Source organism: Pseudolysinimonas sp. (assembly GCF_057350545.1).
The window spans coordinates 15003-26841 of sequence record NZ_JBMRCP010000100.1; the positions used below are offsets into that span (position 1 = coordinate 15003).

Annotated in this window: 15 protein-coding genes; 3 read left to right on the forward strand and 12 right to left on the reverse strand. The window is 71.0% G+C overall.

Features of this window, described 5'->3' with window-relative positions; genetic code table 11:
* Positions 1 to 16 precede the first annotated feature (16 nt).
* Positions 17 to 985 carry a hypothetical protein gene (locus tag ACO1X9_RS13810; protein WP_486351422.1) on the forward strand — a complete coding sequence of 323 codons (969 nt, stop codon included), beginning with the start codon at positions 17 to 19 and terminating at the stop codon, positions 983 to 985.
* On the opposite strand, the gene ACO1X9_RS13815 is transcribed toward ACO1X9_RS13810, so the two are convergent.
* From ACO1X9_RS13815 to ACO1X9_RS13840, 6 genes are all read right to left on the reverse strand, one after another.
* Positions 982 to 2952 (reverse strand): bifunctional copper resistance protein CopD/cytochrome c oxidase assembly protein, encoded by a 1971-nt coding sequence (locus ACO1X9_RS13815; protein ID WP_486351423.1) that lies wholly within the window; start codon positions 2950 to 2952, stop codon positions 982 to 984. The genes ACO1X9_RS13810 and ACO1X9_RS13815 overlap by 4 nt on opposite strands.
* A gap of 98 nt (positions 2953 to 3050) precedes the next feature.
* The gene (locus ACO1X9_RS13820) at positions 3051 to 3335 is read right to left on the reverse strand and encodes an HU family DNA-binding protein (RefSeq protein ID WP_486351424.1); all 285 of its coding nucleotides are present in this window, start codon (positions 3333 to 3335) and stop codon (positions 3051 to 3053) included.
* A gap of 211 nt (positions 3336 to 3546) precedes the next feature.
* On the reverse strand, positions 3547 to 3852 hold the full coding sequence (rpsN, locus tag ACO1X9_RS13825) for a 30S ribosomal protein S14 (RefSeq protein WP_486351425.1): 306 nt from the start codon (positions 3850 to 3852) through the stop codon (positions 3547 to 3549).
* 5 nt (positions 3853 to 3857) lie between these two features.
* Positions 3858 to 4028, reverse strand: coding sequence for a 50S ribosomal protein L33 (gene rpmG / locus ACO1X9_RS13830; RefSeq protein ID WP_486351426.1), 171 nt, complete (start codon positions 4026 to 4028; stop codon positions 3858 to 3860).
* Positions 4028 to 4264, reverse strand: coding sequence for a 50S ribosomal protein L28 (gene rpmB / locus ACO1X9_RS13835; RefSeq protein ID WP_486351427.1), 237 nt, complete (start codon positions 4262 to 4264; stop codon positions 4028 to 4030). The genes rpmG and rpmB overlap by 1 nt, the downstream gene beginning before the upstream one ends.
* Positions 4265 to 4426: 162 nt before the next feature.
* Positions 4427 to 5170: a hypothetical protein gene (locus ACO1X9_RS13840; RefSeq protein ID WP_486351428.1), complete on the reverse strand. Its 744-nt coding sequence runs from the start codon at positions 5168 to 5170 to the stop codon at positions 4427 to 4429.
* A gap of 55 nt (positions 5171 to 5225) precedes the next feature.
* On the opposite strand from ACO1X9_RS13840, the gene rlmC reads away from it, so the two are divergent.
* Entirely contained in the window at positions 5226 to 6359 is a 1134-nt protein-coding gene (gene rlmC / locus ACO1X9_RS13845) for a 23S rRNA (uracil(747)-C(5))-methyltransferase RlmC (RefSeq protein WP_486351429.1), read from the forward strand.
* Positions 6356 to 6745 carry a barstar family protein gene (locus ACO1X9_RS13850; protein ID WP_486351430.1) on the forward strand — a complete coding sequence of 130 codons (390 nt, stop codon included), beginning with the start codon at positions 6356 to 6358 and terminating at the stop codon, positions 6743 to 6745. Before rlmC ends, ACO1X9_RS13850 begins: the two co-directional genes overlap by 4 nt.
* A gap of 16 nt (positions 6746 to 6761) precedes the next feature.
* Here the strand turns inward: ACO1X9_RS13850 and ACO1X9_RS13855 are convergent, their stop codons facing one another.
* From ACO1X9_RS13855 to ACO1X9_RS13880, 6 genes are all read right to left on the reverse strand, one after another.
* Entirely contained in the window at positions 6762 to 7145 is a 384-nt protein-coding gene (locus ACO1X9_RS13855; protein WP_486351431.1) for a Fur family transcriptional regulator, read from the reverse strand.
* The gene (locus ACO1X9_RS13860) at positions 7142 to 7999 is read right to left on the reverse strand and encodes a metal ABC transporter permease (protein WP_486351432.1); all 858 of its coding nucleotides are present in this window, start codon (positions 7997 to 7999) and stop codon (positions 7142 to 7144) included. The genes ACO1X9_RS13855 and ACO1X9_RS13860 overlap by 4 nt, the downstream gene beginning before the upstream one ends.
* Positions 7999 to 8805, reverse strand: coding sequence for a metal ABC transporter ATP-binding protein (locus tag ACO1X9_RS13865; RefSeq protein ID WP_486351433.1), 807 nt, complete (start codon positions 8803 to 8805; stop codon positions 7999 to 8001). The genes ACO1X9_RS13860 and ACO1X9_RS13865 overlap by 1 nt, the downstream gene beginning before the upstream one ends.
* Positions 8806 to 8810: 5 nt before the next feature.
* Positions 8811 to 9764, reverse strand: coding sequence for a metal ABC transporter solute-binding protein, Zn/Mn family (locus tag ACO1X9_RS13870; RefSeq protein ID WP_486351434.1), 954 nt, complete (start codon positions 9762 to 9764; stop codon positions 8811 to 8813).
* 100 nt (positions 9765 to 9864) lie between these two features.
* Complete coding sequence (locus tag ACO1X9_RS13875; protein WP_486351435.1) at positions 9865 to 11202, reverse strand: dihydrolipoamide acetyltransferase family protein; 1338 nt, start codon at positions 11200 to 11202, stop codon at positions 9865 to 9867.
* Between the two features lie 10 nt (positions 11203 to 11212).
* On the reverse strand, positions 11213 to 11839 hold a 627-nt coding region (locus ACO1X9_RS13880; protein WP_486351436.1), incomplete at its 5' end, for an alpha-ketoacid dehydrogenase subunit beta.

The window sequence follows — 11839 nt, forward strand, 5'->3', positions numbered from 1 at the left end:
ATGCGAGGATGCGAGGGTGCGACGCGTGGTGGGAACCTGGCCGGCGGTCGTGCTGCTCGCGCTCGCGATCGGCGCCGGTTCGGTGTTCGGGCTCGCCGCGACCACCTTCGGCGCGTCGTCGTTCGTGCGCGTCTACCTCGAGGCCGTCGGGCGCGGGGATGCCGCGGGGGCCCTCGCGATCCCCGGGGTGACGGTCGCGGACGGCGTGCGTGCCGACTTCTTGACGGGCGACGCGCTCGACGGGGTCGCCGCGCTCCGTGAGGTGTCGGTCGAGGCAGGCGACGGCGGACAGACCCTCGTGACCTACGCGTGGAGCTCGCCGCAGGGAGACGGCGTGTCGACCTTCGCCGTGGAACGCGACGGTGCGCTGCTCGGCGTCTTCCCGCGGTGGCGGTTCGCCGTCTCGCCCGTCGCGACCCTGCAGCTGACCGTCGAGCACGACGACCGCTTCCGCGTCGCCGGCGTGCCCGCCCGCAGCGGAGTGGAGGACGAGCCCGTCGAGTACGCGCTGCTCGTGCCCGGCGTGTACCGCGTCGACCATCGCTCGCACTACCTCCGCGCCGACGCCGTCGACGTCGTGGCGGAGCGACCCGGCAGCGAGCTCGGGGCGACCCTCGACGTGCAACCCGCCCTCGTGTTCACGATCGCCGTCACCGCCGAGGTGCACGCGAGTCTCGACGCGTGCGCGACGCAGGAGGTGCTGTTCCCCACCGGCTGCCCGTTCGGACACGCGATCGCGAACCGGGTCGCCTCGCCGCCGGACTGGTCGATCGCGACGTACCCCGACATCCGCCTCGAACCGGGCGACGAGTTCGGCACCTGGCGTGTGCCCGACACGGAATTCACGCCGCACCTGCGGGTCGACGTGCAGTCGCTGTTCGACGGCAGCGTGTCGACCTTCGACCGCGATCTGCCGACGAGCGCGGCCTACGTCGTCACGATCCTCGCCGACGACGCGACGCTGCGGGTCGAGCTCGCCGGCTAGTCTCGGCGCCCTGCCCGCTCCGCCAACATCGCGTTGTACTCCTCGAGTTCGGCGTCGCCGTCCCGGGCCGCCTTGCGGTCGCTGCGCTTCGCGTCCCGGGCGTCGCTGCGGCTCCACATGATCGCCACCAGGACCGCGAGCGAGACGGTGGGGATCTCGCCCACGCTCCACGCGATCCCGCCCGCGTTGTTCTGATCGGTGAGCGGGTCGTCGCCCCATGTGCGCCCCATCGCGCCGTACCAGTCGGCGAGCAGGAGGCTCTCGTTGCTCATGATCGCGAGGCCGAAGAACGCGTGCATGGCCATCGTCGCGAGCAGCAGGATCAGCCGCAGCGGATAGGGCGGGCGTCCCGCGATCGGGTCGACGCCGACGAGTGCCTGCGCGAACAGGTAGCCCGTGAGCACGAAGTGGATCACCATCCAGGTGTGACCCACGTGGTCTTCGACAGCCCAGCGGAAGATCGGGGTGTAGTAGAAGAGCCAGAGGGATGCCGCGAAGAGTCCGCCGGCGACGAGCGGATGCGTGATCACCTTCGCGAACGACGAGTGCACCAGCAGCAGGATCCACTCGCGCGGGCCGCGGCTGTCGTCGTCGCGCTTGCGGATCGCGCGCATCGCGAGCGTCACCGGGGCGCTCAGCACGAGCAGGACCGGGATGGTCATGCCGAGCAGCATGTGGGCGAGCATGTGCATGCTGAACAGGAAGTGCTCGTAGACGTTGAGCGGGCCGCTCGTCACCCAGATCAGGCTCAGGATGCCGAGCGTCCACAGCACCGTGCGGTGGACCGGCCACCGGTCGCCCCGCCGGTGCAGACGCCAGACGCCCGCGGCGTAGAAGAACAGCAGGAAGCCGCCGACGAGGAGCCAGAGCAGGTCGGGCTCCCACGACGTGAACCAGCGCTCGAGGGTGAGCTCCGGCGGAAGCGGCGTGCCGTCGGTCACGAGCTCAGCCGGGGTGAGCTGGCCGACCGGCGGTGGCTCGTCGGAGACGGGGGTCGCCGTGCGGGCGAGAGCGGCGGCGACGCCGGAGGCGATGCCCATGAACGCGACCTCGGCCACGACCAGCACCCAGAACCACGCCCGGGTGCCACTCGCCGTGAACCGGCGGATGACGAGTCGACGTTGAATCGCGCCGAACAGGCCCAGCGCGCCGAGCGCGACGACCTTCGCGATCACGAGCAGCCCATAGGGCGTCAGCAGGGCCGGCCAATCGCCGATCCGGATCTGGGCACTCGAGTAGCCGGAGATCGCGACGACGATGAAGCAGATGAGTGCGACGGTGGAGTACCTCGGCAACACCGCGGCGAGCCGCTCGGCGCCGAGGACCGGTCGGAGCAGCACGAGGGTCAGCAGACCTCCCAGCCAGATCGCCGCGAACGTCGTGTGCAGCCAGATCGCGGTGACCGCGGCGGCGTGACTCTCCGTGCCCGCCGAGTGGCCCGCGTCGGAGGCGTACGGCAGGAGGCCGAGCGCGGCGGCGGCGAGGACGACGGCGAGGAGCGTGCGGTTGCGCACCGCGAAGCAGACGACCGTGAGGAGGGCGCCGACGAGCACGAGGACGAGCCAGGCTCGTCCGATCGGCACCTGCGTGAGGAACGTCGCGAGCGCCGACCCGTAGGCCTGGTCGAACGAGAGCTCGGCCTGGTAGATGCTCGAGAAGGTCAGGTAGGCGGTGATGGCGCCCGACACGGCCCAGACGCCCGCACCCGCCGCCGCGGCATCCACGGCCCGCCCGAACTCCGGCTTGCCCGGGTCGAGGGCGAACACCGCGAGCAGGAGCGCCCCGAGGGTCGCCGCGATGCCGAGATTGAGGACGAGCTTGGCGATCGGCAGGGCGACCAGGACGACCTCGTCGCCGCCGAAGGCCCCGGGGGTCGCCCCGCCGCCGATCTCGAGACCGACGAGCACCGCCGCGAACGCCGCCGCGAGGAGCGCGGCGGGACCGGCGATCCAAGCGAGGCGAGGCACCCGGAAAGCCTACGTGCCCGGGAGCGGCGGGACCTGCGCGAACGAGACGACGAAGGGCCCCGGCGACACCGCCGGGGCCCTTCGCTGAGTCGGGGGGATCAGCCCTTGACGGCAGCCTTGAGCTTGCTGCCAGCCGAGATCTTGACGCCCTTGCTGGCGGCGATCTGGATGGTCTCGCCGGTCGCGGGGTTGCGGCCCGTGCGCGCGGCACGGTTGGTGGACTCGACGCTCAGCCAGCCCGGGATGGCGACCTTCTTGCCGTCCTTGAGGGACGACGACAGGACGCTGAACAGCGAGTCGATGACGCTGGAGACGGCGGCCTGACCCTGGCCGGAGTCGGCGGCGATTGCGGCGACGAGGTCCGCCTTGTTGATGTCAGCCATGATGTGTCCTCCTGGACGTTTGAAGGTGTTTCTGGTGGCGGCCAGGGGAAACGCCCCCGGAACCGCCTCGAAACTAACAGCAAACCCCGGACATTCCGGGGATTAAGCAGCGCGTGTGCAGGAAACGCGAAGGCCCCGGTCCGGTGAGGATCGGGGCCTTCGCGGGGTCTCGACACGCCGCTACGCGGCTACTCGACCACGGAAGCGGGCGTTACCAGCTCGACTTGGTGATGCCGGGCAGTTCGCCGCGGTGCGCCATGTCGCGGAAACGGACACGCGAGATGCCGTAGCGCGAGAGGTTGCCGCGGGGACGGCCGTCGATGGCGTCGCGGTTGCGGTAGCGCACCGGCGACGCGTCGCGCGGCAGCTTCTGCAGGCCGACGCGTGCCGCCTCGCGGCTCTCGTCGGTGCCGTTCGGGTCGACGAGAGCCTTCTTCAGCTCGAGACGCTTGGCAGCCCAGCGCTCGATGATGACGGCGCGCTGGTCGTTCTTGGCGATCTTGCTCTTCTTGGCCATGGCGCTTAGCGCTCCTCTCGGAATTCGACGTGCTTGCGGACGACCGGGTCGTACTTCTTGAGCACGATGCGGTCGGGGTCGTTGCGGCGGTTCTTGCGGGTCACGTAGGTGTACCCGGTGCCGGCGGTGGACTTGAGCTTGATGATGGGACGAACGTCCTGAGCCTTCTTGGCCATCAGATCTTCTCCCCACGCGCCAGGATGTCCTGGATCACCGACTCGATGCCGCGGGCGTCGATCACCTTGATGCCCTTGGCGGACAGCGTGAGGGTGACCGTGCGCTTGAGCGACGGGACGTAGTACTTCTTCTTCTGCACGTTCGGGTCGAAGCGGCGCTTCGTGCGGCGGTGCGAGTGCGAGATGTTGTGTCCGAAACCGGGAGTGGCTCCGGTCACCTGGCAGACAGCTGCCATGGTTTCCTCCGTAGTGGTTACCGTGGGGCGAACGCCCCACCCAAGATCACTTGTCGGCATGCCGAGATCCGGTCGCCCGGACGGCACACAAGAAGCCCCGTTTCCGGGACAACTTCTCGATAGTAGACGACGGATGCCGACTTGGCAATGCGAGAGGGCGTCTCAGCAGTCGCCGTAGTAGTACACCGGGGCATTCCACTGGACGAGGATGCCGTCGCCGAACAGGGCGAGCGAGCCGATCGCGTCGGGCTCCGCTGCCTCGGGGTTGATCCGGTCGAAGCCGACCCAGTTGCGTCCGCTGTAGGAGCCCAGGTCGGTGACCGCCCCGGCCGTCGCGTCGAATTCCTCCCGCGGCATCCCGACGCTCGCACCCCCGACCGTTACGATCGGCACGCCGTTCGAGGTGGTGGCTCCGTCGACCTGCGCCTCGATGGGCCCGGTCGAGTCGACGTAGCCCGGCGAGCGCAGCAGGAAGCCGCCGAAGTCGTAGACGGTCTGGTCGGCGTCGCACCCCGTGCCGATCGCACCCGTCGTCGTGACGACCGGCTCGAGGCCGAGGGCGATCGCGAGGCGGCCCGCCGCCCCGGCGTGGTCGGTTTCGTCGTAACCCACGGCGACGACCTGCGTGCCGTCGGCCGCGTACGCCGCGACGAGGTGCGAGTCGACGACGACCGAGGCGGCGAGCACGATCGGCGCCGGCTCTTCGGAGGGCGTCGGGGTGGGTGTCGGTGTCGGGGTGGGTGTCGGCGTGGGGGCCGGCGTCGCGGTCGGAGTGCTCGTCGGCACCGGCACCGCCGCCTCGCCAGGGGCGCCGGCGCCCGGCAGGGGCGCGCCGACGCTGCAGCCCGCGAGCGCCGCGAGGAGCGCCAGCGCGAGCAGCGCGAGGGCTGGGCGATTCCTGGTCATGGACTCTTCCGACATCGACGGGCGCGAGACGGTTCGACACCTTAGCTTGGGAAACATGGAGTGCGCCTACTACAACCGGGGAGTCTGCCGGTCGTGCGAACTCATGGGCGTCCCGTACCCCGAGCAGCTCGCGGGCAAGGTCGCGGACGCCCGCGCGCTCCTCGCCGCGTGGCCCGATGCGGTGTGGCGGGATGCCGCCCCGAGCCCCGAGAGCGGCTTCCGCAACAAGGCGAAGATGGTCGTCGGCGGCACCGTGGAAGCCCCCACCCTCGGCATCCTCGATGCGGATCGGCGCGGCATCGACCTGCGCGGATGCGGCGTGCTGGCCCCCGGGCTGCGGGCCGCGATGCCGGCGATCGCCGCGTTCGTCACCCGCGCGCGGCTCGAGCCCTACGACATCCCGGCGCGACGGGGCGAGCTGAAGAACGTGCTGCTCACCGAGTCGGCCGATGGCGACCTCATGGTGCGCTTCGTGCTGCGCTCGACGGAGGCGCTCGCCCGCATCCGCAAGCACTCCGCGTGGCTGCGCGCCGAGCTGCCCGCGATCGCCGTGCTGACCGTCAACCTCCAACCCGAGCACAAGGCGGTGCTCGAGGGTGAGGACGAGCTCGTGCTGAGCGACGTCGACACGCTCGCGATGCGCACGGGCGACGTCGTGCTGCACCTGCGTCCGGGCGGGTTCTTCCAGACCAACACGGCGATCGCGGCCGGGCTCTACGCGCAGGCGGCCGCGTGGCTCGACCTGATCGGCCCGCGCACGGTGTGGGACCTCTACTGCGGCGTCGGAGGTTTCGCCCTCCACCTTGCCGCCCCCGGACGCGAGGTCGTCGGCATCGAGACCTCCGCGGCCGCGGTCGAGAGCGCCCGACTGACCGCGGCCGAGTCCGGAATCTCGGGCGTCGTGTTCGAGGTCGGCGACGCGGGGGCTTTCGCGCGGGCCGCGGAGACGCCGGATGCCGTGGTGGTCAATCCGCCGCGGCGCGGTCTCGGCTCCGAGTTCGCCGTGTTCCTCGAGCAGCACGGCCCCGCGACGATCGTCTACTCGAGCTGCAATCCGGTGACGCTCGCGCGCGACCTCGAGCAGATGCCGACCTACGACGTCGTCGAGGCGCGGCTGTTCGACATGTTCCCCCAGACCCGGCACGCCGAGGTCATGACGCTGCTGCGACGTCGGGAGGCGGCGGCGTGAAGACCCTGCGCATCGACGGCGCCGCGGTGCACGACATCCCCTCGTTCTACGACGAGCTGAACCGCGTCTTCATGGTCGGCGTCGACTGGCGGCTCGGCGCGAGCCTCGACGCCCTCGCCGACGTCCTCTACGGCGGCTACGGGGCGATCGACGGCGGCGAGCCCGTGCGCATCGTGCTCGGTGACGACCGACGGCTGCGCGAGGTGCTCGGCGTCGAGGAGACCCGACGGCACCACCTCGCGAAGCTCGACCAGCCGGAGCGGTATGACGTCGGCCTCATCGGGGAGCGCCTCCGCGCACTCGACGCGGGAACCGGCCCGACCTACTACGACACGGTGCGCGAGATCTTCGCCGAGCACCCCGACATCGAGGTCGTCGAAGACTGACCCGACCCCGCGCGCGTCAGGCGGCGGAACAGGCCGGGCACAGCCCGAACACGTCGACGACGTGCTGCGGGCGCGTGAAGCCGTGCTTCGCGGCCACCGACTGCGCCCACTCCTCGACCTCGTCGGCCTCGATCTCGACCGTCGTGCCGCAGTTGCGGCAGATGAGGTGGTGGTGGTGCTTGCCCGGCGTGCACGCGCGGTACAGGCTCTCGCCGTCCTGCTGGAGCGAGTCGGCATCCCCCACGGTCGCGAGGTCGGCGAGCGCGCGGTACACGGTCGCGAGACCGACGCTCGAGCCGCCGTCTTTGAGGGAGGCGTGGAGCGCCTGAGCGCTCACGAACCCGGGCGCGGCGTCGAGCGCGTCGCGCACCGCCTCGCGCTGCCAGGTGTTCCGCTTCATGCGGTCAACGGTACCCGGCGCAGCCGGGGGCGTGCCGCGCCGACGATGCGGCACGCGAGATAGATCAGGAAGGAGATCGTCGTGATGAAGGGACTGATCGGCAGCGACCCGGCGATCGCGAGCAGGATTCCGCCTACGGCCGAGACGAGACCGAAGAGCGACGCGAGCAACGCGACGACGAGCGGCGACGTCGCCACCCGCAGCGCGGCTGCCGCGGGGGTGACGAGCAGCGCGAGCACGAGCAGCGCCCCGACGATCTGCACCGACACCGCCGTGATGAGCCCGAGCAGCAGCAGGAAACCGATCGACAGCGCGCGCTCCGGCACGCCCTTCGCCGCGGCGGACTCCGGGTCGAGACTCGCGAACGACAGCGGGCGCCACACGAGCAGCAGGGCGACGAGCACGACGATCGACACGATGATGAGCCGCACGACACCTGGGTCGTCGATCGCGATGATCTGCCCGGTGAGCAGGCTCAGCTTGTTGGCGCTGCGCCCCGGGTAGAGGGCGAGGAACAGGATGCCGAGGCCGAGACCCGCGGGCATCAGCACGCCGACGATCGAGTTGCGATCGCGCGCCCGAGCTCCGAACGCTCCGATGATGAGCGCGGCGATCACCGACCCCGTGATGGAGCCGAGGATGACATCCGCGCCCACGAGCAGGGCCGCGGCCGCGCCCGCGAACGAGAGCTCGCTGATGCCGTGCACCGCGAACGCCATGTCGCGCTGCATGACGAAGACCCCGATGAGACCTCCGACGAGACCCAGCACCGCGCCCGCGAGGATCGAGTTGCGCACGAGCCACAGCAGCGTGCCGTAGTCGTCGAAGTTGAAGATGTCGCCGAGCCAGTCCATCAGTGCTCGTCCCCCGCGTGGTCGTGGTGGGCGTGGCCGGCGTCGGGGGCGCCGACGACGACGAGGCGCCCGTTCGAGCGCAGCACGTCGACGGGCGTGCCGTAGAGGTCGCTCAGCACGTCGGAGCGCAGCACCTCCTCGGGAGTGCCGACGCGGAAGCGACCGCCGGCGAGATAGAGCACGCGGTCGACGAGGCCGAGCAGCGGGTTGACGTCGTGCGTGACGACGAGGATGCCGGCCTCCGCCCGCGCGCGCTCAGCGGCGAGCAGGTCGGCCAGTCCGCGCTGATGCTGGAGGTCGAGGCTCAGCAGCGGCTCGTCGAGCAGCAGCAGTCGTGGGTCGCCCGCGAGCGCCTGGGCGACGCGGAGGCGCTGCTGCTCGCCACCGGAGAGACGGCCGACGGGCTGCGCGGCGTAGTGCGTCGCCCCGACCCGCGCGAGTAGCTCGTCGACGCGGGTGCGGTCGCGCGCGGAGGGGAGCGGCAGGCCGAACCGCATCCCGGAGACGCCGAAGCCGACGAGGTCACGCGCGCGCAGGGCGGTGTCCGGCGAGAGGGAACGCTGCTGCGGCACGTAGCCGACGCGTGCCCGACCGCGGCGTACCGGCATCCCGGCCACCTCGACCGTCCCGGCGTCGAGGTGCTGCAGTCCGAGGATCGCGCGGAGCAGGCTCGTCTTGCCCGAACCGTTGGGGCCGAGCACCGCGACGAGCTCGCCGGGCGCGACGTCGAGATCGAGCCCCGACCACAGGCGCCGGTCGCCGAACGAGAGCGCGGCCCCCCGGATTCGGAGGGCCGGGTCGCTCATGGGATTCACGCTAGCGCGGCGGAGAGCGCCGCGAGGTTGTCGCGCATCCACTCGACGTAGCTCGTGCCCTCGGGGAGCAGCTCGAGGAAGTCGACGACGGGCACGCCCGCCTCCTCGGCCGCGGCGAGCACCTCGGCCGTCTCGGGTCCGCCGGTCTGCGGGTTGTTCGTCACGAGAGCGGCGTCGGAGACGGCGGCGAGGGTCGCGGCGAGCAGCGCGGGGGGCACGTCGGAGCCCTCCTCGATCGCCTCGCTGAAGCCCTCGGGCGTCAGGTTCTCGAAGCCGGCCTCCGCGAGGAGGTAGCCGGGGACCGGCTCGGTGATGACGACGCCGAGCCCGTCTGCCTGCTCGGCGAGCGCGGCCAGCTCACCCTCGAGCGACTCGAGGTCGCCGAGGAAGCGCTCGGCGTTCGACTCGTACGCCTCGGCGTTGTCGGGGTCGAGCTCGCCGAGCTCCTGCGCGATCTCGTGCGCCACCTCACCCATGATGTGCAGGTCGTACCAGACGTGCTCGTTGACGCCTTCGAGGTGCCGGTGGCCGTCGTGCTCTTCTTCGGCGTGCTCGTCGCCCTCTTCCGCGGCGTGCTCGTCGTGGTGGCCGTCCTCGAGAAGCCCCGCGACGGCGACCGCCGACACGTGGGTCGGCTCGGTGTCCATCGCGGCGAGCACCGACTCGACGAACGGGTCGTAGCCGCCGCCGTTGAAGACGACGAGGTCGGCGCTCTCGAGCGCGAGGCGGTCGCGCGCGGTGACCTCGTAGGAGTGCGGATCCTGTGTCGTCGAGCTGACGATGCTCTCGACCTCCGCCAGGTCGCCCGCGACGGTTGCCGCGATGTCGCCGTAGACCGAGGTCGATGCGACGACGCGGAGCACGCCGTCGTCGGCCGCCGGGGTCGGGGCGCAGCCCGCGAGAACGAGGGCGACGACGGGCACGGCGAGGAGCGGGGCGGGGAAGCGCATGACGGCGACGCTACCCGTTGATGAGAACGGTTGTCAAAACGATTCTCAATAGCGCGAGGTCTCGACACGCCGCTGCGCGGCTACTCGACCACCGAGACGCTCAGTCGAGCAGGAGCGCGGGCTCCTCCATGACGGAGGCGAGGTCGGCCGTGAACCGGCTCGCGACATCCCCGTCGACGACGCGGTGATCGAACGCCGCCGACACCGTCGTCACCCAGGCCGGGCGCACCTCGCCGTCGATCACCCACGGCTTCTGCTTGATCGCGCCGAGCGCCACGATGCCGACCTCGCCGGGGTTGAGGATCGGCGTGCCCGTGTCCATCCCGAACGAGCCGAGGTTCGTGATCGTGATCGTGCCGTTCGACATCTCGGCCGGCGTCGTCTTGCCCTCGCGCGCCGTCGCCGTGAGCTGCTCGAGGGACATCGCGAGCTCGCGGAGGCTCATGTTCTGCGCATCCTTGACGTTCGGCACGATGAGCCCCCGCGGGGTCGCCGCGGCGATCCCGAGGTTGACGTAGTGGTGGATCACGATCTCCTTGTCGGTCCACGTGGAGTTCACGTTCGGGTTGCGCTGCACCGCCCAGATGACGGCCTTCGCCATCACGAGCAGCGGCGACACCCGGATGCCGGCGAACTGCGCCGAGTCCTTGAGCCGACGTACGAACTCCATCGTGCGGGTGGCGTTGACGTCGGTGAAGACGCTCACGTGCGGCGCGCTGAACGCACTCGACACCATGGCGTTCGCGATCGCCTTGCGCACGCCCTTGACCGGGATGCGCTCCTCCCGCTCGGCCGGCCAGGCCGGGGTTTCGATGTTGCGGAAAACGCTCGCCTGCTCGGCGCCGCGCACGACATCCTCGCGGGTGATCTCGCCGCCCACGCCCGTGCCGACCACCTGCGCGAGGTCGACGTCGAGGTCTTTCGCGAGCTTGCGGATCGGCGGCTTCGCGATGATCGGCATCCCGCCGCTGGGGCGCCGCGCCGACGCCTTCGCGCCGTCGGCGGTGGCGCCCTCGACGGTGGTCGCGACGGCGCCCGGACGACGCCGTCGCCGCGTCGCGCCATGGCCGCCCTTCGAGCCGTAGCCGACGAGCACCGCACCGGAGCTCTCCGGAGCGGCCGCGGCGGCCGCCGCCTCCGGGGCTGCGACCTCACCGACGGTGTCACCGCCCCCGGGTGCCTGCAGTTCGATGGCGCCGCCCGACGAGGCGACGCGGATGATCGGGGCACCGACCTCGACGGTCGCGCCCTCCTCGAACAAGAGCTCGGTGACCGTGCCGGCGAACGGCGACGGCAGCTCGACGAGCGACTTCGCGGTCTCGATCTCGACGAGCACCTGGTTGACCGTGACGGTGTCACCCGGCTTGACCTTCCAGGAGACGATCTCGGCCTCGGTGAGACCTTCGCCGACATCGGGGAGTGGGAACTCCTGAGCCATGTCTTCTCTCCTAGTAGGCAAGAGCCCGGTCGACGGCCTCGAGCACCCGATCGGCGTCGGGGAGGTACGTCGCCTCGAGCTTCGCGGGCGGGAACGGCGTGTCGAAGCCGCTCACCCGCAGCACCGGCGCCTGCAGCGAGTAGAACGCGCGCTCGGCGATCGTCGCGGCGACCTCGGACCCGATGCTCGCGTGCGCCGGAGCCTCCTGGGCGACGACGAGGCGACCGGTCTTCTGCACCGAGGTGAGCAGCGGTCCGTAGTCGATGGGTGAGAGCGAGCGCAGGTCGACGACCTCGAGGCTCGTGCCCTCCTCGGCGGCGAGCTCGGCGGCGGTCAGCAGCACCGACACCATCGCACCGTGTCCGACGAGCGTGGCGTCGGTGCCTTCACGCACCACCCGGGAGGAGTGCATCCCGGTCTCGTGCGCGGCGCGATCGACGTCGCCCTTCTGCCAGTAGCGGCTCTTCGGCTCGAAGAACAGCACGGGGTCGTTCGAGCGGATCGCCTGTTGGATCATCCAGAACGCGTCGTGGCTCGTCGCCGGGCTGATGACGCGCAGTCCCGCGGTGTGGGCGAAGTACGCCTCGGGGCTCTCCTGATGATGCTCGACCGCGCCGATGTGGCCGCCGTAGGGGAC